23 protein-coding genes are annotated in these 25,121 nt (G+C 37.6%); 2 read left to right on the top strand and 21 right to left on the bottom strand.

Annotated elements, in window-relative coordinates:
- Positions 1-599: 599 nt before the first annotated feature.
- The 4 genes from ACFRAK_RS23705 to ACFRAK_RS23690 form a co-directional block, all read right to left on the bottom strand.
- The gene (locus ACFRAK_RS23705; protein ID WP_387598764.1) at positions 600-1,043 is read right to left on the bottom strand and encodes a C40 family peptidase; all 444 of its coding nucleotides are present in this window, start codon (positions 1,041-1,043) and stop codon (positions 600-602) included.
- 205 nt (positions 1,044-1,248) lie between these two features.
- Positions 1,249-1,875, bottom strand: a complete 627-nt coding sequence (locus ACFRAK_RS23700) for a metal-dependent hydrolase (protein WP_387598767.1) — start codon at positions 1,873-1,875, stop codon at positions 1,249-1,251.
- Between the two features lie 498 nt (positions 1,876-2,373).
- Complete coding sequence (locus tag ACFRAK_RS23695; RefSeq protein ID WP_387598770.1) at positions 2,374-3,285, bottom strand: hypothetical protein; 912 nt, start codon at positions 3,283-3,285, stop codon at positions 2,374-2,376.
- A 243-nt stretch (positions 3,286-3,528) separates the two neighbouring features.
- Positions 3,529-4,419, bottom strand: a complete 891-nt coding sequence (locus tag ACFRAK_RS23690; protein WP_387598773.1) for a selenium metabolism-associated LysR family transcriptional regulator — start codon at positions 4,417-4,419, stop codon at positions 3,529-3,531.
- Positions 4,420-4,553: 134 nt separating this feature from the next.
- Between ACFRAK_RS23690 and ACFRAK_RS23685 the strand changes: the two genes are divergently transcribed.
- Complete coding sequence (locus ACFRAK_RS23685) at positions 4,554-5,579, top strand: YeiH family protein (RefSeq protein WP_394572629.1); 1,026 nt, start codon at positions 4,554-4,556, stop codon at positions 5,577-5,579.
- 24 nt (positions 5,580-5,603) lie between these two features.
- Here the strand turns inward: ACFRAK_RS23685 and speD are convergent, their stop codons facing one another.
- The 14 genes from speD to ACFRAK_RS23615 all read right to left on the bottom strand — a co-directional run bounded on the left by speD (position 5,604) and on the right by ACFRAK_RS23615 (position 18,904).
- Positions 5,604-6,440, bottom strand: coding sequence for an adenosylmethionine decarboxylase (speD, locus tag ACFRAK_RS23680; protein ID WP_394572621.1), 837 nt, complete (start codon positions 6,438-6,440; stop codon positions 5,604-5,606).
- Positions 6,441-6,600: 160 nt separating this feature from the next.
- A complete protein-coding gene (locus ACFRAK_RS23675; protein ID WP_394572620.1) occupies positions 6,601-7,263 on the bottom strand; it encodes an ABC transporter permease in 663 nt (220 codons plus the stop codon).
- Positions 7,264-7,280: 17 nt separating this feature from the next.
- Complete coding sequence (locus tag ACFRAK_RS23670) at positions 7,281-8,198, bottom strand: osmoprotectant ABC transporter substrate-binding protein (RefSeq protein ID WP_387707650.1); 918 nt, start codon at positions 8,196-8,198, stop codon at positions 7,281-7,283.
- An 11-nt stretch (positions 8,199-8,209) separates the two neighbouring features.
- Positions 8,210-8,863 carry an ABC transporter permease gene (locus ACFRAK_RS23665; RefSeq protein WP_394572619.1) on the bottom strand — a complete coding sequence of 218 codons (654 nt, stop codon included), beginning with the start codon at positions 8,861-8,863 and terminating at the stop codon, positions 8,210-8,212.
- 12 nt (positions 8,864-8,875) lie between these two features.
- Entirely contained in the window at positions 8,876-10,030 is a 1,155-nt protein-coding gene (locus ACFRAK_RS23660) for a betaine/proline/choline family ABC transporter ATP-binding protein (protein WP_387598785.1), read from the bottom strand.
- 205 nt (positions 10,031-10,235) lie between these two features.
- Entirely contained in the window at positions 10,236-11,411 is a 1,176-nt protein-coding gene (locus tag ACFRAK_RS23655) for an acyl-CoA dehydrogenase family protein (RefSeq protein WP_394572618.1), read from the bottom strand.
- 947 nt (positions 11,412-12,358) lie between these two features.
- The gene (locus ACFRAK_RS23650) at positions 12,359-12,586 is read right to left on the bottom strand and encodes a hypothetical protein (RefSeq protein WP_387598790.1); all 228 of its coding nucleotides are present in this window, start codon (positions 12,584-12,586) and stop codon (positions 12,359-12,361) included.
- Between the two features lie 867 nt (positions 12,587-13,453).
- The gene (locus tag ACFRAK_RS23645) at positions 13,454-14,467 is read right to left on the bottom strand and encodes a bifunctional metallophosphatase/5'-nucleotidase (protein ID WP_394572617.1); all 1,014 of its coding nucleotides are present in this window, start codon (positions 14,465-14,467) and stop codon (positions 13,454-13,456) included.
- 48 nt (positions 14,468-14,515) lie between these two features.
- Positions 14,516-14,743: a twin-arginine translocase TatA/TatE family subunit gene (gene tatA / locus ACFRAK_RS23640; RefSeq protein WP_387598796.1), complete on the bottom strand. Its 228-nt coding sequence runs from the start codon at positions 14,741-14,743 to the stop codon at positions 14,516-14,518.
- 55 nt (positions 14,744-14,798) lie between these two features.
- Positions 14,799-16,244: an alkaline phosphatase PhoX gene (locus ACFRAK_RS23635; protein ID WP_394572616.1), complete on the bottom strand. Its 1,446-nt coding sequence runs from the start codon at positions 16,242-16,244 to the stop codon at positions 14,799-14,801.
- A 661-nt stretch (positions 16,245-16,905) separates the two neighbouring features.
- Positions 16,906-17,589 (bottom strand): C40 family peptidase, encoded by a 684-nt coding sequence (locus ACFRAK_RS23630; RefSeq protein ID WP_394572615.1) that lies wholly within the window; start codon positions 17,587-17,589, stop codon positions 16,906-16,908.
- 284 nt (positions 17,590-17,873) lie between these two features.
- Positions 17,874-18,272 (bottom strand): hypothetical protein, encoded by a 399-nt coding sequence (locus ACFRAK_RS23625; protein ID WP_387598805.1) that lies wholly within the window; start codon positions 18,270-18,272, stop codon positions 17,874-17,876.
- A gap of 204 nt (positions 18,273-18,476) precedes the next feature.
- Complete coding sequence (locus tag ACFRAK_RS23620) at positions 18,477-18,608, bottom strand: DUF6254 family protein (protein WP_387598808.1); 132 nt, start codon at positions 18,606-18,608, stop codon at positions 18,477-18,479.
- A 113-nt stretch (positions 18,609-18,721) separates the two neighbouring features.
- Positions 18,722-18,904, bottom strand: a complete 183-nt coding sequence (locus ACFRAK_RS23615) for a hypothetical protein (RefSeq protein WP_387708307.1) — start codon at positions 18,902-18,904, stop codon at positions 18,722-18,724.
- A 618-nt stretch (positions 18,905-19,522) separates the two neighbouring features.
- Between ACFRAK_RS23615 and ACFRAK_RS23610 the strand changes: the two genes are divergently transcribed.
- A complete protein-coding gene (locus ACFRAK_RS23610) occupies positions 19,523-20,713 on the top strand; it encodes an MFS transporter (RefSeq protein ID WP_394572614.1) in 1,191 nt (396 codons plus the stop codon).
- A gap of 201 nt (positions 20,714-20,914) precedes the next feature.
- Here the strand turns inward: ACFRAK_RS23610 and ACFRAK_RS23605 are convergent, their stop codons facing one another.
- The 3 genes from ACFRAK_RS23605 to ACFRAK_RS23595 form a co-directional block, all read right to left on the bottom strand.
- Positions 20,915-21,301 (bottom strand): DUF192 domain-containing protein, encoded by a 387-nt coding sequence (locus ACFRAK_RS23605; RefSeq protein WP_387598818.1) that lies wholly within the window; start codon positions 21,299-21,301, stop codon positions 20,915-20,917.
- 1,151 nt (positions 21,302-22,452) lie between these two features.
- Positions 22,453-24,183 carry a phospho-sugar mutase gene (locus ACFRAK_RS23600; protein ID WP_394572613.1) on the bottom strand — a complete coding sequence of 577 codons (1,731 nt, stop codon included), beginning with the start codon at positions 24,181-24,183 and terminating at the stop codon, positions 22,453-22,455.
- 520 nt (positions 24,184-24,703) lie between these two features.
- The coding region (locus ACFRAK_RS23595; protein WP_394572612.1) for a hypothetical protein at positions 24,704-25,121 on the bottom strand (418 nt) is incomplete at its 5' end.

Genomic DNA, 25,121 nt, shown 5'->3' with positions numbered 1-25,121 from the left:
ACAATAAAACTTTGACCTTCTTTGACTTTCTGACTTTATTATACCTTGACCTTCTTTGACTTTCAATAATTTTGTCTGGGAATTTTTTTACGATAAAAAAATCCCTTCGATTTGGTTTGCTAAGCATATTAAACTATCCATCTCCAGTCAAATAAAAAGTTTCTATGTATGCCTCTTAGTACATTCAGATAGTATTGATTACCCACTTCAGGATAACCATAACCTAATCTATTAACAAAAATATCAATTCCCTATTTCCTGGCCCATATGCCTCATCCACTCTTATTGTTGAAACAAAAAAAGAGACTGCATTAAAGTCTCTTTTTGTAAACAACAAGGGCCAGGGTTATTCTCATCCTGATCTATTAGATTGAAGAAATCTGTGACACTTTTTCCGAATACCTGGCTAGCCAAGATCCCACGACGTTTGCTTTGATGAGGCTTGGCAGACAGTCGGCGGAAAGGGAGGGATTTCTTGAAGGACTTTGAACGTTTTTAAAGAAAAAAACTGCAGGCATACTAAATTATTTCGAGTTTGCCTGCAGTCAGAGACATCATTGAGTCTCTTTGTTCTTTATATTAAAGTTGAGTTCCTTCTATTATATTCGTTTCGCACCAATATACTTTGGCTTCCAATAACTATTATTGGTTTTAGCGTATGAAACTCCTTTAGATGATGATGAGTGTATGAATTCATTGTTTCCTATGTATATAGCCACATGTGTAGGTTTTTTCGCTTTATTTGGTGCAAAAAACAGTAAGTCACCTTTTTGCAGACTTTTAACTTTCTTTCCTTTTTTATAGATGTCAGCAGCGGTTCTTGGTAAATTCTTACCAGCCTTTTGATATGAATACTTCACTAAACCGGAGCAATCAAATCCTGAAGAAGAAATGCCTCCCATTTTATATTTTGTGCCTAATTCACTTTTAGCCACTTTAATCGCTTTTGTATGATATGAAGCAGCTTCCACTGGGTTCCCAGCAAAAGATGCGGTTACAAGCATGATAGCCAATGACAATCCGACGACAATTTTCTTAAACAAATTATTTTACCCCCTGATGTGATTTGCTAAACTTAATATACTAGAAAAGGTATATCACTCGCATCACAGAATCTTTACAAATTTGTTACATTTAGTAGATTCAGGAAGAATGACCATATAAAACATAAAAAAAAGTCGAATCAAGTGTCCCTTCAATTTAAAGTTACTCTACCTCATAGAAAAAACAGTGGTAAGGAAACCACTGTCAAAATTCTTTTGAGAAAAATGGAAGAAATAACTTTACCCCACGTTTGTTAAAAGGTAAACATTTCAAATCTGCAATTAAATGACTTATGTATCCTAATAAACAAGTAGTGAAAATTCCGTCAATCCCCATAAAGGCTTCGAATTGATGGGCAATGATGCCAAAGAAAGCGATACCTGCAATCGAATGTGTATAACTTCTATGTGGTGTAAACGAAGCTACGATAATATAAACTCCTAACAGCCACAGCCAGCTTTCCTGCAAGGATAAACCGCCCCCTAAAACCGCTAATCCAGTCAAGGTCAACATATGCCTTTGTCTGATGAAAGAGGAAATGATGATGATTCCGATTCCTGCCCCTACACCGATCCATTTTTCCGTTTCAGAGCCTTCCAAAAGACTATAAATGATCATTAGTATCCCAATCGTTTGTGCTATCGTTCGAATAAACTTATGTGAAAAAGTAATCCTATTACTTAACTTCCCATCAATATCCATATCGGGCATAAGGCCTGAAACTCCCCCAATGCCAACCAAGAATAAAGTGGTGGTTGGATCTGTTTGAAGCGTGTTTGCCGTCAAGAATCCAACTGTTGCCCCTAATGCCATGTGTGCTGTACCGTTCACTGTCTCTCTCCTGTCCCACTAAGAAGTAATCTCTGTTCCCAAGAAACGAATGTTTGTTCGAATCTCTGTATTCTAACTATACAATATTTTTGGGGGAATTTCTTTATTTTTTATAAAATAGCCTTAGTAACCAATAATTTGAGCTTAAAAATCCCTCATTCTAAATTAAAATCACTTCTTCCAGAAAGTCTTTAATAGCTTTTTTAAGTAATTTTCATCACTTAAAACCGCAAAATATTTTTCTATAAATTGTAGTTTTTCATGAAATTTTATCCATCATATGAATATACTAATCTATAAGGGGAGTGATTCAGATAGCTTTTTTAAATGCCTTCAATAATTTTAAAAATGGGAAAAAGTCCAAGAAAATAAAGAACATGGATTTTCGGGAACAACACGTAAAGAAATCGTCTGAGCTCATCGGGAATAATGAAATTGTCCAAAATATAATTAACAATCACCTTTCCAAAAAAAATAACCACTTGTAGGGTGGTTTTTTTAATTATTATGGGAGATCGTTTCATTCTTTTCCAGCTTCTCACTCGCATCGTAAATATAGTGATACTGTGAATAGTAGTCGTATATAACGTTTTGCAGGATCTTAAGCAGTGATTTATCGAATGTATCGAATTCAGTTTGGTAACTATTTAAAACAGTGACAAATTTCCCTTCCATGTTTTCGAAATAATGGATAAGAAAGTTCTTGTAATATTCACTATCACTATTGCTTTTATTCGAAATGCATGGATCGCCGGTTTGAATGGATTTATCAAGCATCGCTTTGATGGATTTAGGCAGCTTTGCTTTTTTGAACTGGTTCAGTGTATAGATATCGTAGGTAAATGAAAGTCCTAATTGATTGGAATAAAAATCTACGGCACAGTCCAATGTATAGATTAAGGGAGTTTTAAAGTCCTTGCTGTTTGCAATTTCCTCTGATATCTCCAATTGATATTCCTCGGATGTTAAATACGCAGCAAATTTCATTTTTGAACTGCTTATGCTGAATACTTCATAAACGGCTGCATCTTGTTTTTCAATTTCAATTTCGATATTAAAAAATTTAAAGTGTTTTAAACGGTAAAAAGCAATCGGTGCTAATAGGAAAAGCAATATCCAAACAAGGTAAAGAAATAACGTGTTAAAGATGATTTGATAAAATTCAGAAGTAACGATCGGTTCGATGATTAACGATATCAATGTATGTTCAAAGCCCTGAGATATTGGGGGATTTGTGGCAGGGCCAACGGCTTCCTCTGGCTTTTTCAAAGTTTGGATACCTAATTCAGCCATTGCAACGAGCGTATAAACAAAAATTAAAATTGTCCCAATCACATAAAATTTTGGCATGAATCCTATAATCCTGTCGAAAACAGAAATCCGCTTATCTTTCTGCTCCTCTATAGCCAATGTGGTTTCTCCTTTTAAGATTATTAATATCAGGAAAAGTCTACAGGGCCTTAGAAATTCCTGGAGACTATCTATTTAATTTATATGATTGTAATTGTGTGAAAATACGTAAAATTCGTATAATGATTGACATATTCCAAAATACTTTCGACGTTTTCATTAAAATTAAAAATATTTCGTCGTTAAAAATGCCCAACCTCTTCATTGAAAATGAAAGGATGAGCAAAAGTTAAGGTGATTTATTTAGGACGGCCCCTTTATCGCAAATTCTTCGACTTTCCTTAAAAACAGTTCCATGGCTTTCGAGGCTTCGAGGTCTAACTTTTTCACGATTGAAAAAGGTCTTATAATGGGCTCATTTTTCAAATGAAAGGTTTTCAATTCATTGGACTTCAGTTCTTTTTGTACAGTCAATCGAGATAACAGGGCAATGCCAAGCCCAGCCATCACCGCTTCCTTCACTCCTTGGATACTGGTGAAAATAAACGTTTTCTTTATATTTAACTCCAGGCTACTCAGAAGTTTATCGGAATATGTACGGGTTCCCGATCCTTGCTCCCTGAGCACCCATGTTTGGTTTTGGAGCAATGCGCCCTCGATGAGATCCATTTGTGAAAGTGGATGAACCGGGGGGACGACGACAATCATCTCGTCATTCATGAATGGTCTGACATCAATATCCTTATAATTCGTTTCACCTTCAATCAAGCCTATATCAAGCTTATTCGAACGTATTCCTTGTATGACTTCATTTGAATTCGAGATGATGATTTGTATGTCCACCATCGGATATTGAGCCGAAAATTCCGCTAAAACTTTTGGCAGGTAGTATTCCCCTATCGTAAAGCTTGCACCTATTTTCATCGTTCCGCTAACCACGTTATTAAATTCATTTATTTCTCTTATTGCTGTCTCATAATGATCAAGCATTTGCTTAGCATGTCTATACAAAATTTTTCCCGGCTCTGTTATTTGTACTTGTTTGGGAGAACGATAAATTAATTTCGTCCCTAACTCATTTTCCAGATTTCTTATGTGAAGACTGACTCCCGGCTGCGACAAGTTCAGAATGTCCCCTGCTCTTGAAAAGTTTTTCTGTTCGATTACGGTGACGAATACTTTTAACGGATCCATGGCTGCCTCCCTCATTTATTTATGTGTTTCATTTTATCATAAGTAAAGGTAATCTTTGAAATAGCAAAAATATATTTCACTTATTTTTAATTTAGATTTAAAGTTAAGGCATCAACAAAGATGGAGTGATCACACTGGAACAAACAAACGTCGAAACCAAAAAACTTGGATTTACAAAAGGAATAGCATTGACTTTGATAATCGCCATTGCTGCAAAATACTTAGCGGAGCTTCCATTCCTTCATATAATGGGACAGTTAGTCATTGCGATACTGATTGGTGTTGTATGGAAAGCGATCATTGGAGTCCCAGCTTACACCGTTGCAGGGACAAATTATTCAAGTAAAGTCCTTTTGAGAATGGGCATTATCTTATTGGGAATGCGCCTGAACCTAAAGGATATATTTAATGCCGGTCCGAAAACATTTGCAGTGGGTGCCATTTGTCTTGGATTTGCTATATTGGTAGTTTATGGATTGACCCGTCTTTTTAAAGTGGAGAAAAAGCTAGGCATATTGACAGCTTGCGGAACGGGAATTTGTGGCGCTGCTGCCATCTTGGCAATTTCCTCCCAAATAAAAGCAAAAGAAAAAGATACAGCAATAGCCGTGGCGACGGTTGCTGTTTTAGGTACAACCTTCACTTTCGGTTATACAATCCTATATCCATTATTGGAGTTATCCGATCAAGGATATGGTATATTCTCGGGTGCGACACTCCATGAAATCGCTCATGTCATCGCTGCAGCGGCGCCAGGGGGAAATGAGGCAGTCGACTTGGCAGTCGTGGTCAAATTGACAAGGGTGGCCCTGCTCATTCCCGTTGCCATTTTAATCGGATTCATCATGAATTGGAAAGATCGAGCAAGAGAAAACGGAAAGAGATTTTCCTGGAAGTCCATTCAAATACCTTGGTTTATTTTTGGATTTTTGTTAATGAGTGCCCTTTATTCTACAGGTGCAGTTCCTGAAACCATAGCCGATAAACTTGTTATGCTTTCCTATATCCTCATGGCTATGGCCATGGCAGGACTAGGATTGAATATTGACCTCGTAACCTTTAGGAAATATGGCGGTAAACCTTTTATAGCTGGACTGATCGGCTCTATATTATTGACTTGTCTGGGGTATGTATTAGTTCAGGTTTTCCATTTAAATTAAGTTTTCGATTAAAACAAGCATCCCTTAATCGGCATGCTTGTTTTTTTCTATTGGATGCGGAATATTGGCACCGTAAAAAATTTCATCCATCTCCGTTCGAAGCCTTTCTATAATTTCTTGCCTATCTTTTGTATTCAGTTTTTCCTCTGTATAGCCGAATAGGTAATTATTAATATCGAATCTTTTCAGCTTACATTTTGTATGGAATATATTTTCCTGGTATACATTCACATCAATCATGTCATATAAACCCTTCACTTCATCAGGAATATAGTTTTGAATGGAATTAATATCGTGATCAATGAACAATTTCCGCCCATCTTTATCTCTCGTAAAGCCTCTTACTCGGTAATCGATCGTGATAATGTCGGTATCGAAGGAATGAATGAGATAATTAAGGGCTTTAAGAGGTGATATTTCCCCACAAGTAGAGACATCGATATCGGCCCTGAATGTGCTAATGCCTTCATTCGGATGGAATTCAGGATATGTATGTACGGTAATATGGCTTTTATCCAGTTGCATGACCACATTATCAGGTAAAGGCCCTGGTGATTCTTCATAAGTTCCTGTAGGTACTTCTACGACAGGACCTTCTGAAACAAGTATTGTTACACTTGCTCCTTGAGGGACATAATCCTGTTTGGCCGTATTTAAAACATGTGCCCCTATTAAATCAGAAACATTGTGCAAGATCTTCGAAAGCCGCTCTGCATTATATTGTTCATCGATATAATCCAGGTAGGCCTCTCTCTCTTCCCTCGTTTTTGTATAACATATATCATACATATTAAAGCTTAAAGATTTCGTAAGATTATTAAAGCCATGAAGTTCAATACGTTGCTCTGGTGTAAGTTTCATGATTGATTCCCCTTATATTTTTTTACGACTACCCTTATAGTTACCCTTTTTCTGAAATAAAAAACTAAGTCTGCCAGTCTGAGCTTCTGACTTCCAATCGGTAATTGTCATTTCTGGCCAAGAAAGAGCCATTGCATTAACATGCAATGGCTCTTTTGATTTAGGCAGTATGCGTTTTTTTCTTTTTTATCGGTGAAAGTATTCGTTCAAGCCAGCCTAGTATCAGATCTGAGAGAATGGCCATCAATGCCGTCGGAATTGCTCCTGCAAGTATGATTGCCGTTCCATTTGAAGCGTTCGTACCCCTGACAATGATATCCCCCAGTCCGCCTGCGCCTACGAATGTACCGACCGCGGTTACTCCAATTGCAACGACAAGCGCTGTACGTAAGCCAGCCATGATGACAGACAGAGATAATGGCAGTTCGACCATTCTTAGTAACTGGAGCTTAGTCATTCCCATTGCCTTGCCAGATTCTAAATAAGCATGATCGATACTTGTAATTCCGACATAAGTGTTCCTCAAGATTGGCAGTAAGGAATATAAAAACAATGATAAGATAACCGTATTTGTTCCTAACCCCATTACTAGCATCAGGAGAGCGAGCATAGCCAATGCTGGTGTGGTTTGTATCACATTCGATATTGAAAATACCCAATTGCTCAATTTCTTATGTTTCGCGATGAAAATGCCTATCGGGATGGCTACGATTGCTGCAAATAAAACTCCATAGGCGGACATTAAAAAGTGGCGATAAAATTCAGTAAGTACATACATCCAATTTTGGGAATAATAAGTTCCCAGCTGTTGCAAGGTTTCCATTAGTGTGCACCTCCCATTTATTCAAAGTATTTATGTGCTTTAAGGAATTCCGATGCTACGACCGATGGTTCCTTCAAGTTCCCATCCACTTCATAGTTCAGTTCCTGCATGGTTTCAGTAGTGATTTCACCAATTAACTTGTTTAGCTCTTCTTCAATTTCAGGATATCGTTCCAATAATTCTTCGGTAACGACCGGTGAACAGTCATATGGAGGGAAATATTGTTTATCATCTTCCAAAAGCTTCAAATCATTAACCTTAATCCTTCCATCTGAGGAGTATGCAAGGACAATATCCATCTGACCATTTTTGACTGCATCGTATACCAAGCCAATCTGCATCGGATACGTTTCCCCAAATTCCAATCCATATGTATCGACGAACCCTTTATAACCATCGCCTTTTCTTTTCAGCCAAGCACTGTCTACACCTAACCTTAAATTATCTGCATCCTTTTCCAGATCCGATATTTTCTGATACCCCTTTTCCTCTGCCAATTCATTTGAAATCGTAAAGGCATAAGTGTTATCGAATCCGTAAGAATCAAAAAATTTGAACCCATATTGTTTTTTGAATTCCCTTTGAACGATTTCCATCGCCTTTACTGGATCCTTTTCAATGTCCTGTCCCAGCACACTCGTTAAATCAGTCCCTGTATATCGAGTTGCGGCTATGTCTATGTCACCGGTTTCCATCGCCTTTTGCTGAACGAAATTGGAACCTAGATTTTTAATGATTTTCGTATCAACTTCCGTATTCCTTTCAAGGAGTTGAGCGATCATGTTCGCCAAGATCTCGGATTCGGTCATGCTTTGGGCACCGATCTTTACAGTAGTTTCAGAAGATGACCCTAAACCAGGCAAGGAGCAGCCGGTGATCACTAATGAACAAACTAAAAGGGTCATGAAAATTGTACGTCTCATTTTTTTATACATGGTAATCCTCCTCAAGCAGCTTCCTTCATACCTTTCAAACCTTTTGGTACGACTTTTCGTTCAATGATCGAGAATACATAATCCACCAGGATAGCCATGATGATTACCGGAACTGCACCTGCGATGATATATTCTGTTTGGTATAAATTCAAACCGATAAAAATGTAATCTCCAAGTCCCCCGCCTCCAATAAAGGAAGCTAAGGTGGCCCATCCAATTAAATAGACGGAAGCCGTCCGGATGCCAGCCATAATGACGGAAAGTGCAAGCGGGAATTCAACCAGACGAATTCTCTCCCAGCTTGTCATCCCGATTCCGCGTCCGGATTCCAGAAGATTTTCATTTACGCCTTTAATGCCTGTGTATGTATTTCTGAGAATGGGTAAAACGGAATAGAAAAATAACGCAATGATTGCGGGTGTTTTCCCAACCCCGAGGAAAGGAATGAAAAAGGCTAGAACCGCTAAGCTCGGCAATGTCTGCATAATGTTTGCCATTCCAATTATTATTGAAGAGGTCCTTTTCATTCGCGTCAACATGATCCCTAGTGGTACGGCAATTATTATTCCAAGGAAAACAGCGATCAAGGATATATATAAGTGCTCCCATGCCTTGTAAACCAATTCTTGCCAGTTCGTTTGTAAAAAATCGAGCAAAGTTACCATCTCATTCACCTCCTAAATCATTTCTGCCATTTCTTCCATTAGATTTTCTTCTTCTCCCCAGATACTGTCATATACGATGTCCACCAATGTAGCCCTGGTGACGATCCCGACCAAATGTTTATTGTGGTCAACTACCGGCACGTATTTGAATCCTCGTTTTAAAATCTTCTGAACGGAATCACGGATTAAAGTATCCTGTTTCACTGAATAGACTTCAGTATTGATTACTTCACTGATATATTTAGCCTTTTTACGATATTCACTGATCGTTTCAACATCCACGAACCCTTTCAACACATTTTGCTCATCGACCACAAGTAAAGAATCTACCCGTTTCTCGCGCATGATCGTAATTGCATCTGTAAGCGATTTTTCCTCTGTAATGGATATTGGGTTTCGACTCATGATCTGTTCAACCAACTCAACATTCGGTCTTGTTTGAAGCAGGCGATCTTTGCCGATGAATTCTTCCACAAACTCATTGGCAGGGTTTCTGAGGATTTCATCCGGTGTTCCCACTTGGACGATTTCACCAGCTTTTAAGATGACGATCCTGTCGGCTAGTTTAATGGCCTCATCCATATCATGGGTAACAAAAACAATTGTTTTATCAAGTGTGCGCTGTAGATTTTTAAATTCCTCCTGAAGGGCATCGCGGGTGATTGGATCTAGGGCGCCAAAAGGTTCATCCATTAAAATGAGTGGAGGATTTGAAGCTAGTGCTCTGAGAACGCCTATCCTTTGTTGCTGCCCGCCGCTCAATTCGTAGGGATACCTTTCCAAGTATTCAGGACCCATATCAACAAGCTGAAGCAATTCCAGTGCGCGTTCCTTTTTCTTCTGTTCATTCCACTTGAGAAGCTTTGGAACGAGGGTGATATTTTCAAGAATCGTCATGTGAGGGAAAAGTCCGATTTGCTGGATAACGTAACCGATCTGTCTTCTTAGCTCGACTGGATCTTTATCCAGTATATTTTCATCATTAATAAGTATCTTGCCTTCCGACGGTTCGATAAGACGGTTAATCATTTTCATTGTCGTTGTCTTACCGCATCCACTCGGACCAATAAAACAAATGAACTCCCCTTTATTAATATCCAATGATATATTTTTTACGGCTTTCTTTCCTCCCTTATAGATTTTCGATACATTTTCGATTTTTAACATAACAAGCACCTCCATCAGTCGCATACAATTACAAATTTTACAAATATATTAATTTTTCATTTGCACAGTCTCTTCTACCCATTTAGCAAACTGGTTAAACCTATTATTTTAAAAAAACTAGTTCATTGGAATTATCTTGAATAAATGAAAAAAACTACCTCAATTAAAATGAGGTAGTTAAAAGATATATAAAATTAAAGATGAATTAAAATCCAATATTTTTAGCAATAAGGGTTTTTACGGTTTCATCTGTCCCTGTAAAGAAAGTTGTCAAAGGAATATCCCGGTGACGCTGGGCAATTTTATCGTCTCCTATATTTCCGTAGCCATCATGTAATTGCATGCACTTTTCAGATATTCGCTTAGACATCTCCGTTATCCAATATTTAGCCATCGATACTTCAGCTATGATATTCGCCCCAGTCATATGTTTACAGATCAAACCATCAACAAATGTTCTTCCCAGATGAATATCTGTCGCTATTTCAGCAATGGTAAACTGTGCATTTTTATATTTACTTATTTTCTTATCAAATGCTTTTCGTCCTCTTATAAAATCCATCGTTAAGTGAAGCATTTCTTCCGCCGCCATTAAAGACCCAATCGCACACATTAGTCTTTCCTGCTGCAGTTTTTGCATGATATATGAGAGACCCTCCCCTTCCTCCCCAAGGAGGTTGCCAACAGGAACTGAAGCATCATCGAAAAATAGTTCGGCTGTGTCTAAGCATCCCTGTCCTGTTTTACCAAGCTTCCTTCCCCGTGAAAAACCTGGTGTATCTTTATCAATGATCAGCAAGCTGATCCCGCCCTGGGAATGAACAGCATTACGATCAGTTTTGCATGCCACAATCATGAAGTCGGCCTTAAAGCCATTTGTGACAAACTCTTTGGCTCCATTGACAATATAATACCCATCTTTCCTAATCGCTGTTGTTTGGATATCACTTAATTCCGAACCCATTCCCGGCTCTAGCCATGCAAAAGCTGAAATCAATTCACCTGTAATGAATTTCGGTAAATATCTTTGTTTCTGATCTATTGTTCCGAATGAGGCAATATAAGGGGCTACAACATCAGAATGAATGGAAATTCCTCCTAACGCTGATCCAACCATTTCCAATTCCTCTGCCAGCACAACTGAATATCCAAAATCTGCTCCTATTCCACCGAAGTCCACATCAAGCCACGGACATAAAAATCCATTATCTCCAAACTTTTTCCAAAATGAGGAAGGTATTTCCCCCTCCTTTTCCCATTGATCATAAAAAGGGACAGCCTCCTTGGCGAGAAATTCACGAAGTGATTGTTTAAATAATAAGTGTTCTTCCGTTAGGAAGGAACGAGAATCATGCTTATTTATCTCCATCGTGCTAACCATGGGTTAACCTCCATTCTCAAACGATTTTGTACGTATAATCCACTAACATGATCAAGTTATATATCTCGTTGTAAACGGTTACAATCGCAAATATCAAACGGTTAAAATGACCCACAATATTCTTGTTCAACAAAAGTATTGAATTCCCTTTTAAAAATCTATTTTTTTCCATTTTAAATCTTGTTTATTTATTACTTAACTGCTTTGAATATGGTTTTATCATTTATTCTGTCGAGGTCATTTTCGGAATATATTTTTATTAATTTAGCAAAAATTCTTTTTTATTTCCTATTAAAATGGGGGCTTTAACAGGCTGTTAAAGTAATAAACCAGCTATAGGATGTCAAAACCTTTGTTTCTCCTCCGCTTATTAACCAGTACCCCTGTCCCTCCCTGTAGTTTCATAGCTTCGCTTGTTATACGATATCTAATTTCAACAAACCTACAACATGTTTCTACAAGTAGGGGGCGGAAAGTTTTCTTCATGAAATCATGTCCCACGCACCCGTACGTTTTGCCCTGGCTACTGATATAAGTGTTTTACATTTACCCATAGCACTAAACTATGTAAAAACAGGTGCGAAAGTATATAACCTAAACTTTACATAAAAAAGTACTCTGGAGTATATCTCATCCAGAGTATTTTTTTACGCTATACTACTTTTTCATTAAACCGCATCTTTACCTTATCAGATGTTTAGAAGCAGTAAACTTTTGGATCAGTAATTTGTATTTCTTCCCCTGTATGTGGGTTTCAAGTACGATTTGCTCGGCCGTACATCTCAAATGTACCAAATCTTATCAAATTAGAGCTCATAAAAGGCTCCTGAAATCTTTCCTTGCACCTTTGCACTATGAACTTTGTTATGGCCATGCACCATTTACTGTAATCCGACCGCTATATACCTCCGCCTCTATAATATATATTCTCTATTCCTTCACAAATTTTAATCTTGGACTTTTCCATTAATGACAACACACTTCCCGTTTTTAGGTTGCTTTATCATCCTTCCATCTTTGATGTATACAGTGTAAGTATTATTGACTTTAGCATCTAATCTTGCTAGGTCTCCCGTTATTGCTATGATATTTTTGACCGTTTCCCTCTTCAGGTTATCCATGACTTTCTTTTTCCATTGTTCCCGTTTGTTTTTTTGCTTATTTTCATCAACCATCAGGATCCCATCCTTTTTGTTTGATTTAGGTCTTCTCCGATAATAGTGTATTAAATTTTTATCATCTTGTTACCTTTATGCTTTTCCTTTTTGGGTTCTTTTTTTACTTTATACCGTAACGGTAAGTAAATAGGATTTAAATAAAATGCTCACGCTAGTGATAACAAGGAAAGAACACACATAAAAACAGGATGCAACTGAATGTTGCACCCTGTCTGAAAAAGGGGTTTGCTTCATTTCGAATCAGCATAAATTCTCTGCGATAAACACCTCATCTACAATAGAGTAAATACCGGTATCTGACTAGAGTTTACCATCCAAAGCAACCATCCCCTATATCTTAAAAGTTTTATCAACTTTCAAAGCATAATTGACAATTATTGAATGAGTTTTCTGCTTTTACGTGCAAGCGAACCATCTCCTTGCTCGAAACGATTTTTAATGAAGCTTCCAGTAGTTAAGTTAAACGTCTTTAACTGACACCTCATTTACTATATGATATGAATCACACGTAAATCACTAGCCCCTTATTCTTTATTTATTATGACCATCAGCGGGCAAAATATTATTGGTTGTTTATGGATATCAATAAATTATTCATCGTAGTTAAGTACAAATCCTTCGCAATCTCAATGGCATAACAAATGCTTAGTTATCTATCCCTCCTTTTTATAAAAAAGGAGCGGAATTAAGCTAAACGACTCAGATAAAATCTACACTAAGTTCGACGTTCTCCGTGAAAAGGGCGGTAATGCGCAAAAAAAGGCCGGCAGTCGTTAGTTTTCACCGACTTTCTGCACAACCTCTTGCATTCATACTGCATAATTACTAAAGAAACGACAAAGCATTATGAAGACTTCATTTGGATTATCGTGCATTCAACTCTGAACGATATTCATCTATAATCTCTTGTATCTCCGGATCGGCTCGGACATTTGTGACGTCGTAGAGGAATCCATCGGATTCAACCAACGTCATTTTCCCGTCAACAACTTCAAAAGTCAAATCCAAGCGTCCCAAATAATGTTCTTGTTCTCCGCCGGCTTGAGTAATTGGCACCATCACCTCTCCATTGAATTCGTATTCGGGCGTTTCGGTGACCTTGTGTGTATCTGCGCCGATTACCGCTGAAACTCCTGGAACCTGAGCCAACTTGTGGTCTTCAGTGTTTCCAGCATGCGAAAGGACTATATTAATGTCGGACTTTTCACTCACTTCAGGAAGCAACTCATTCAACGCTTCTACCGGTTCGATGAAATCGAAGTCTGCAACATCATTCCAACCTCGAATTTCCGGCTTCATCGAAGTAAGGCCGATCATGCCGACTTTAACGCCATTGAAAGAAAAACTCTTCCAAGGCTTGACATTCTGAATGTACTTTCCTGTTTCCCGGTCAATGACATTACCAGTAAGGATGGGGAAATTCATGTTGCGGTGATAATTCTTTAACTGTTCATAACGGCTTTCCTGTGTGCCCTCTCCGGCAGGGTAAACGCGGAAATCGTTGTTTCCGAGAACCATTGCATCATAGTCCAAAGCTTTCAAAAGCGACGTTTCCAACTCTCCTTGACCCGCCTGAAACTCGCCGCGCAGGAAGATATCCCCGCCATCGACCAGAAGCAGATTCTTCTCTTCATTGCGCACATTTTCAATGATGGTGGCATACTTCGCAATTGAATTGTGATGAATGGTTCCATCAACCAGCGTGACGATGTCATCCAAATGACCATGAAAGTCATTCGTCTGGAGAATGGTGAGTTCAAACTTCTCTCCCTCCTTGAGCTTTTCCTCCGCAACTGCTGTTAAGGGCTTTCCGACAAAAGCAGCAACCATCGCCAGCGAAAAGCAGCCCGTCAATAACTTCATTCCCATTTTATTCATCCTATTTCCTCCAAGCAATTACTCTATTAAATTGTAGACACAAGTTATTTAGTTTCCAGTCTTTTCGGTTTTATCAAGTGCAACTAGTTTCGTTTTTTCTTCAGAGTTAGTTTTTGCTTCTTTGTCATTGCTGATCAAATCATTTGTTGCTTTTTTAAATTCATTTAAAGTTTTCCCGAAAGCACTTCCGATTTCCGGTAATTTAGAAGGACCAAAAATGATTAACGCAATGACTAGAATGAGAATTAGGCCGGGAACGCCGATACTAGATAACAATCTTCTCACCTCCTAAACCATGATGGTTTGTTCGTAATCAAAATGCGATGATAAATTATAAAATTGGCATACCATGGCGCTCTAAAGCCGCTGCTTCCAATATAGACATGCCTTGTTCATCTGCAACTGCAGTAAGTTTATCCGAAACAACAGGAGCAAGACTTGCTGGCGGCAGGGCCTGGTTCATAGCTCTTCTACGGGTAGAATTTCTGCGTGCAAATGGTCCCCAAATCGCAAAGGTGATACCTGGTGTTTGCATATTTACAAAGAAAGTATTTCCATCCGGAGAAAATGTAGGGCCAGCAAATTCAGAACCGTTCATCATATTTTCAGCGAAAGTATAAATATGTCCTTCAGGAGTCAATCCGACAATACGATCATTACCGCCACCATCTTCGGCGATCCATAGATCTCCCCAAGGAGTGATTGTAATGTTATCTGGTGCTTCTAAATCATTTTTATCCGTAGACTCATAGAATAGTTCTAAAGTGTTTGTCGCTGGCGTGTAGCGATAAACACGGCCAAGACGCGCTGAACCTGCACTTGTATCATCAAACCATAAAGTGCCTTCAGAAAAATAAGCCCCTTCTAAGCGGCTAAACTGAATACAGCCTTTTTCCTTAGCGTCTTGCTGTGCGATTTCAGGGTTTAATTTTTTCCAAACAATCCCGAATTTTTGTCTAGTACTAAATTGACTTGCAGCTGCAGCTGGTAATTCATCAATCGCTGCTGCTTCAAGTGTACCGCCCTTTTGAAGAGAACCTAGTTTTTGACTACGGTCATGTGGTGTAAAACGATACAAGAAGCTTGGACTTGCGTCTTCCGTTAAATACCAAATCCCTGTTGAAGGGTCAACATGCCCAGCTTCGTGAGAGAAATAACCCATATCACGGATTGGTGTACTTGATATTTCGTTTTCAGGATCAAGCGGATTTACTTCAAATACAAAGCCATGTCCCATATCACGGGTTTCCTCCATTGTTAACCAGGTACCCCAAGTCGTAGCTCCACCTGCACAGTTACGGATTGTACCTGAACTCGATACATACTGATCAATGACTTTATTATTTTGTCCAACGATTAATGTGGTTGTGCCACCCGCAGCACCAGAACTCCACGGTTTTTTTCCATTTACAGGGTAATCAGAATTTGTCCCATTTTCATGGTTTCTTACAAGTATGGTTGTCCCCTTCTCTCCTTTATATGCAGCCATTCCATCGTGAGCAGAAGGGACAAGGTCACCATTAGGCATGACATCACCAGTTCGAGAAAGCATTGTGTAATGAAATCCCCTTGGAAGATCAAGAATTCCATTTGGATCCTTTACTAGCGGGCCATATCCACCAAAACCGCTTGTTGGATTGCTAGATTCCACTGCAAACCCTTTTGTAGTTCCCGCAAGTGAAAATACCCCAGTTGAACCAAGTGTTAATGCTAAAGTGCTCATTCCACCAACTTTTAAGAAATTACGTCTGTTTAAACCGCTATTGCTAGATATCATTAACATTACCTCCAAAAATTTTTTGAGGGATGCTATATTCCTTAAAGCAAACTCCCCCCTCGAAATTAACAAACCTTTTTAAATGTTCTGTTAATTGTTTGTGATTTTATATCTTTGCCTGAAAAACAAGCTAAAAGTCACGGTTAATACACAAAAAGTGGAGGTTATTACCACATTTACAACATGCATAAGAGGAAATTGATGGCATGGATTCAAAGTCGAGAAAATAATGAGGATTTTGTCATAAAAAGATTGATGCAGATTATTAAAGCTTTTTAAAAGTTTGTAAATAATCCAAGATGAAAACTTGTTAACCCGTTTTTTCTAGTAAATAATTGAAAAGAGGAATCGGTTAAAGTCATGATCAACATTAGAACATAAATCAACAGTTTCATAAGGAATGGGTAGCGAGACAACTCGTCTTTTTATTTTTCAATTTAAGATGATAGATCCCCCCATGATAACAATGAAAAATCTTATTGAACATTTGGAGGACTTGGTCCACATTACTTGATGCATAGTATGGATTGTGGGGTTTAATGCTAGCATCCTTATTTGATTGAAAAAGTTCACATAGGACTTCTCGGTAGCATAATCTACTTGTAGAGCAATTTAAAAAAATAAAAGCCAGCCTCAAAAAAAGGACTGGCAACTTTCTCTATTACATTCTTTTTGCTCCTAAATATCTTTTTTTCCAATAGCTATTATCCATGGAGGTAATGCTAACGCCATTTGATGATGAGCTGTGGATGAATTGATTACCCCCTATATAAATACCAGCATGTGAGGCGCCAGTTTTATAAGTCTCGTAAAAGACCAAATCTCCAGCTTGTAGTTTGGAAACCTTTGTCCCCTTTTTATAAATTTCAGATACCGTTCTTGGTAAAGTGACATCTGCGCTTTTTTCGAAAACGTATTTTAGAAATCCGCTGCAATCAAAACCTTTAGGCGTAGTTCCCCCCCATACATACCGTACATTCAAATGTTTTTTTGCTTCTTTCATTATCGCAGAAGATTTATTGCTTGCTTTATTCACATTAGCTACGGTGGATGTCTGCTTTTTTACACCCAATGCTTTATATGTATTCGGACCTACAATACCATCAGCTTTTAAACCTTTATTTTTTTGGAACCTTACAACTGCACTTTTAGTAACCGTGCCAAAATATGTAGTTGTATTCTTACTCTTAAAATATTCTTTTTTCTTTAATACCTCTTGTAATTGTTTTACTTCGGTATGGGTCATTCCACTTTTTAACGTCCGATCGCCCAATGCAGCATTACTAACCAACGGATTTGATAGTAACAATCCTGACACTAAAAAAGATGCTATAATTTTTTTCATTTTCTCCCCCGATAAAATCCTTTTTTTTTAATTTTATCAGCTTTAAGTGACAAACATATTTACCTAATTTTACATTATGATTACAATTTTATACATAAAGTGTGTAAAAAATACAAAATACCCAAAATACCCCTAGCATTCTTTTTCTTTCTTATTTTGAATTTGATTTATTAATCATACCTTAGGCCGCCAAATGACAGCCTTATTATGTCGCAAACACACTCGTTACTTGCTTAAGACCTATTGAAAGTTGACACAAACTATGTAATAAACAAGCACTATCCTTATGGTCTGTACCCGTAGCCAAACCCGAATAAAAAAGTAATAAATAAAAAAATGGCAGTTGATGGAATGAAGCTAACAACAATCAATCCTTTAGCTGTTTTGCTTTGTACACTTCTATACCATTTGTAATAAATAAAAAGGAGAATTACTGCCAAAGGCCAGAAATAATATCCAGCCATCGTGTCAACCCAGCCTGAATTTTTATCCCAATATGTATCTGGTACAGGGAGGATATTCTCATATTGTCTATCAATTTTGTTTTTAGTTTTTATAAAGATATAAGAAATTACAGAATAATAAGCTACTATTGTAGTTTTTATCCACCAAAATAAAAAACTATTGGTCATTACTATTAAAAAGATAATTGCCAGCATGATGAACAAACTTGTGTATTCCAAAACAAAATCACCTCTAAACCATTTTAACCAAAAAATATATCAATTACCATAAAATGTTTAATGTTGTCCACTACGAAGACATTATGCTTTTTCATAAAGATTACATTTTTAAAAACGACAAGAAGGGGGTCCCCCCCAAGGAAGTGACCCCACTATTATGTTGGGCTCTGCGCCTTTGGGCTAGCCTCTGATTGTTAAGCCGTTTTACTTAGTTTCAGTTTCATTTTTGCCCATGCCTTCAGCTAATTGTTCAAATGATTTAACCTTACCATGTGGATTCTGCGATTGTTTACGATCTTTCCATTGGCGTTCTTCTTGTCGCTTAGATTGAGTCATCTAAATTGCCCCTTTACATAAAGTTCAGTAAACCGTTAGAAGCATGAAAAGCCTCCAGCCATTGACCCTGTGCAGTCTTCACTTATCTTGAGTCGGGGTCTGGCAAGTATTAATTAATGCATGCCTTTCCACTCACCTTGATTTTTAGATGCTTTTTCTTTTTTTGCTTTATTTTTATGTGCTTGATTAGCGTTTGCACTGCCAAATTCTTTAGAGAATTCAGAATCTGTTTTGCTTGAATTGTATCCTTGTTTGTTCTTTTGGTCTGCATCATTTTTCTTTGTCCGTTTTGCCATGGATACCCCTCCTTCTTATCTTTAGTATGAGATCAGAAAGAAGAAATATACCCCGAATTAATACCGATAGTAACATGAAACTTTCATGTAATTCGGGTAAAAAACAAAGTGAATAATAAGTTCCGGTTCGGTTATTTTATAGGTTACATACCTAATTCCGTTTTTAAAAGGTGTTTGAAATTAGCTTAGCACCAGAATTTCTCGAATTGGATTAACCATTAATGACAATACACTTCACATTTATCATCCTTCCATCCTTGATGTTTAAAGTAAGTATTATGGACTTTAGCATCAAATCTTACATGGCCTCCTACCAAGGTATTTTTGACAGCTTTCCTCTTCTAATTATCCTTAACTTTCTTTTCCATCGTTCCCGTTTGAGTTTTTTACTTTTTTTCATTACCATCAAGATCTTATGATTTGAATTATAATATTTTGTCCTATTACAAAACAGGTTACGGTAAAATAAGTGAATGATTCAGGTACAAGCCTTTTAGCAAGAAATAATAAACGATAACCAAGCAAGGGTTTTCCTCAAAGATATTTTTTATGATATGATAGTTAAATTGTTTATCTCCCCTGTGACACATTTACATTCATCTAAGAAAAGAGGTATTTATGCACGACACAGAATTATCCAAGCGACATTGGTTACTCATCTTAACACTTACTTTATTAACATTTGTTCTCGGGACAAGCGAATTTGTTATCATCGGGATCTTAACCGATATTTCCTCGAGTCTAAATATTACAAATGCAAAAGCAGGTACACTCGTTTCTGCGTTTGCCATTACCTTTGCCATTGCGACACCACTCGTGATGTCGGCAACAAGCCATTTTCCAAAACGTAAATGGATGTTGTTTTTGATAGGTTCGTTCATTATCCTGAATGCTTTGTGCGTAATATCGGCGAACTTCATCATGCTGCTTGCTCTTCGGATGATGACAGCGATCGTAACAGGAGTTTTAATTTCACTTGCCATGATTGTAGCAAGTGAAACCATGCCAATCGCGAAACGTGGACTAGCTATATCATTTGTTTTCGGTGGTTTTACTCTTGCAAATGTAATTGGAGTACCAATAGGCACTGTGATCGCTGATTGGTACGACTGGAATGCGACCTTTCTTTTAACGACTTTTCTCGGTGGAATTGCGTTTTTGGCATCTTTCTTGATTTTGCCTACTATGCACAGTACATTTCGCAGTTCAATGCGTGAGCAATTTTCTTTGTTAACACACCCAAGAATCTTAATGGCTTTTTTCATTCCGTCTCTTGGATTTGGTGCAACGTATGCCGTTTATACGTATCTTGTTCCGATCCTGAAAGGAATGGAAGCACCAAGTAGTTCAATCAGTCTAATCTTGTTTGGCTACGGGTTTATTTCCATTTTCAGCAACATTCTTGCTGGTAAAATTGCCAGCCACAATGCTATCGGACGTCTCCGGTTTGTTTTTCTCGTTCAAGCGATTGTTCTAGTCAGTTTATATTGGACCACAAATAACTTAATCTTTGGATTGGTTAATATTAGCTTAATGTCATTAATGGCGATCCTTTTAACAACATCTACCCAGCTTTATTTGATAGATCTAGCTGGCATTTATCAACCAAAAGCTACAGGACTAGCTGCTTCACTGATGCCAGTAGCAAGCAATGTCGGTATAGCCGTTGGTTCTGCATTAGGCGGAGTTGTTTACCATCAGGGAAATTTGATGAATGTTACATTGGTAGGTGGGTTGGTTGCTATCTTTGCAAGTCTTCTAACTTTCCTAAGTCATCGCTTAGACCAAAAACAAAAAAAACTAGCATAAGAGAGAAGTTATCTGCGCCTTGGTATGCATCCTCTGGTACGTGCAAGGGCATAATAAACGAGAAGTGTTATTGTGGTTTTGACGCAAAGTGGCATCAAATTAATACAAAATATCTTGATAGAGCATGTTTTGAAAAAAGATTGATCCAAAACATGCTCTTAACCGTATTCGATTGAATGATATTATTTTAAAAAATATGATTCAACCAAGCTTAACATAATCCCCTACTTTAATATGGTTCTTTTCAAACCATCCAAGATTCACTTCAATTGCATAATGATATACTATTTCTGGATCATAGGTAGGGCATATATACTCTTTACAAGGCTCCATATCAAGTATTTTTAGAATTTCCCCAGCTGGGTCAAGAAAAGCAATTGATAAAGGAATTAATGTGTTTTTCATCCAAAATCCACCATATACTTCTTCTGAAAACACAAATAACATCCCTTCATTTTCGGGTAATTTCCCAACAAACATTAAGCCCATTTCTCTTTTTCTTTGAGTATCAGCAACTTGAACGGTTAATCTACTTTCCTTGTTTCCACTAATTATTTTTATCATTTTTCTTTTTAATATATTTTTCATGTTCACTCACCTTCGAATATTTTTATAAGCAGGAAAGAAATTTAAGGTCTTAAAAAAAGTTCATTAGATTGAAATTTTTTTTTTGAAAAAACGTCTATTCCCTAATAATAAAAAGGAAGAAAGTTGGAGATAAAACGAATAGAAGATGAAAAAAATAATTAACAAAGAACCGTTTCACTTCTAATACTTATTTCATGATTTTACGTTTAATGCGCTGTTTTCAATCATCACAGCAATAATATAAAGCACAGCCGTAGTTTTAGAAGCCTTTCATGAACTTAATTAAAGCTTGCGAAAAGGAATTTTTAGTTGTTTACGCTCGGCACATGAAAGGAGTCCCTGATCTAAAAATAGAAGTCTTGGATGCTGAGTGGATTACTATTTATATTAAAAAGGTGCTTGATCAAATATCAAATTAGGCTCCGTAGAGAGTAAAAAGGGCAATGTGCATCACCACTCGGTAAGAAACATTAGTAATTTCGGCAAGTCTCCAGGAAGGAACCAGTCGGGGTATGCACGCTTAAAATATATCTTTATAACAATAATATGACAGAGTTAAATATGAGGAGTTTCTTTTGTTTGAATGTCGATTTTATGTATGATGTTAAATGTTCTCGTTTTATGTTTTATGACTTCTTCTTTAAAGGTTATTTTCTTATTTGACTTATCTCTTCGGGGATGGTCTCACCAAAAGCGCAAATAAGGAACCTTTTAAAAACCCTCCCATTCAGCACCTTTCATAAGGCCCACCCTTGGGCCTGTACAACTGTACTACGTAACGTCATACGGTATCAGCAAGGCTACTAAATAGGGGGATTTGGAGAATTGGATTGGAATAGTATATTATATGCTCAATATTCCAATTAGTGTCGAATAGTGATAAATATCAACATCAGCCCCTTATACCCTACCACGCACAACCTCAAACCCAACCCATGTTGGGATATGGACCCTATTCAACGCCGAAGGCCTAAGGACGACCTACCGGGAATCTTGATTTCCAGTAGGGTAATTATGACTCCGGAAGGCTGTGGTGCTAGATTTAGAATGCAGTACTAATCTAATGATAGACAAAAAGGGGTCCGCATTTCTTTACTTAATGAATGCGAACCCCAGTTTTTTAAGGAGACCCTCTGAATGAGAGTCCATCTTTAAAGCATTTCATTGATACTTCTCATAAAGTCTTTCATAACGATGGATAATTTCCCTTTCGCTTCCTTCATCGAGCTGCCTTTAACACCGAAATAAAATTTAATTTTAGGCTCTGTTCCCGAAGGTCGTAAACATATCCATGTGCCATCTTCAAGAAAGTATTTTAATACGTTCGATTTTGGGAGCTTGATTGCCTCTTCCCTATTTGACGCAAACATGTATTTTTTCCTGCTTAGATAATCCTCTTGAACCAATACTTGAAGATCAGAAATTCGATCTGGTGGATTTTCACGGAATTCATTTAGAATCGCTTCAATTTGTCTTGCACCTTCAATCCCTTTTAAAGTTAACGATTGCAAACCTTCCAAGTAATATCCATATTTATCGAACACATCCATTAAACCTTCATACATCGTTTTGCCTTGCTTTTTGTAATAGGCACAGACATCCACTGCCAGAATGGTAGCCTGTATGGCATCCTTATCTCGAGCAAAATCTTTGATTAGATATCCATAGCTTTCTTCATAGCCAAACAGGAAAGAATGTTCTCCACTTGTGTGGTATTCATTGATTTTTTCAGCAATGAATTTAAATCCAGTTAAAACATCTACTGTTTTTAAACCATTTTGCTCCGAAATCGCCCTTCCTATTTCTGAAGTCACGATGGTCTTTAATACGACTCCATTTCCAGCAAGAGTCCCTTTCTTTTGTTTTTGTGAAATTAAATAATCCAAAAAGAGAGCGCCGGTTTGGTTGCCTGTTAATACGACATACTCTCCAGCATTATTTTTCACGCTAATACCGAGCCTATCCGAATCCGGGTCGGTGGCAATCAATAAATCAGCGTCGACGCGGTTTCCAAGCTCAATGGCCAATTCAAAAGCAGCATGTTCCTCTGGATTAGGGACTTTAACGGTAGGAAAGTTAGCATCGGGCATTTCCTGTTCTTTAACAATATGGACATTTCGATATCCTAAATCATGCAAAGCACGTTTTACTGATTGATTGGCTGTACCATGAAGCGGTGTAAACACGAGCTTTACATCGATCTCATCTGCTAACGTTGGATTTTCCGGAATAGTGAGCAATTGCTCATTATAAGCAGTATCCAGCTCCTCCCCGATGATTTGAATGAGTCCTCTGTCCTCTAGGATTTCTTCTTCCTCAACTACAATGGAAAGCTCACTTTCAATCGCGTTCACGTAATTAATGACTTGATCCGCCGCTTCAGGAGGTAGCTGTGCCCCGTCTGATCCGTACACTTTATACCCATTATATTCAGGGGGATTATGGCTTGCTGTAATGACGATACCGGCAAATGCACCCAGCTTACGTACGGAAAAAGAGAGCTGGGGGGTAGGACGTAATTCATCAAATAAATAAGCTTTAATTCCCATTGTTGCCAAAGTCCTGGCTGCTTCCAATGCAAATTCGGGAGACTTATGTCTTGAATCGTAAGCAATTACGACTCCTCTCGATTTTGCCTCGTTTCCAAACGATTGAATATACTCAGCAAGTCCTTTAGTCGCTTTTCGCACTGTATAAATGTTCATCCTATTAGTACCTGGACCCATTTCCCCTCGCATACCACCCGTCCCAAATTCCAAATTTTTATAAAAGGCGTCTTCAAGTACTATTTCATCATCCTTCATTTCTTCAAGCAATAAACGCATTTCATGATTTAAATGGGGGTAACTTGTCCAAATAGTATACGAATGCTTCCAGCTCATTAAAATACAGCTCCTTCCAACTTTGCGTTGTTTGACATTTCTTTACTCCTTGATCTTATACATATTGTTGGAGACCAATTGAGTATGAAATCTAAAAAGCCATCGTTCCTATAGCATCCATTCCGATATCATTTTTTTATCTTCCTTTAGTACCTCTTTTGCAACGAGTTGTAGAATCGGCAAATCTCCTCCCTCCAAAGCTGTTGGTTACGATTTATTCATATTCCCAACCAATACTTTGGAAAGAGGTCATTTATGCTTCATTACTGCTTTTTTAAGAAGAGCGAAAATACGGCTGGTTTCGCAAAAATCCAGTTGCGAAATCTGGAAAAATCACAAATTTCTTTTATAATATCAGAATCCATATCTTTTGGTGGTAATCTCTATACTTTTGTATCTGTTCGAAATTGTAATGAAATCTGTACAAGTGGATTGAATATTAATGCTATTGCCCATATTAAAATCACTTGCATTTCCCTACAAGCTTCGTAAATCCTCAATATAACCCATGGCACTCCCTTTATCTAACAACTATTGGGCATCCAGCCTTGTTTTCTCGTAACTTTTTTTTAGTTTTACTTACTTGATTCATTTTTTCTTTTTCTTGTTCTTTTTCTTTTCCTTTTCCTTTTCCTTTTCCTTTTCCTTGTTCTTGTTCTTGTTCTTGTTCTTTTCCTCTTTCTTTTCCTCTTTCTTTTCCTCTTTCTTCTCCTTGTTCTTGTTCTTTTCCGTTTCCTTTTCCTTTTCCGTTTCCTTTTTCTTCTCCTTGTTCTTGTTCTTTTCCGTGTCCTTTTCCTTTTCCGTTTCCTTTTTCTTCTCCTTGTTCTTGTTCTTTTCCGTGTTCTTTTCCTTTTCCGTTTCCTTTTTCTTCTCCTTGTTCTTGTTCTTTTCCTTTTCCTTTTACTTTTCCGTTTCCTTTTTCTTCTCCTTGTTCTTGT

The sequence above is a fragment of the Peribacillus sp. NPDC056705 genome (assembly GCF_043656335.1).
This window is presented reverse-complemented; position numbering and strand designations above follow the sequence as displayed.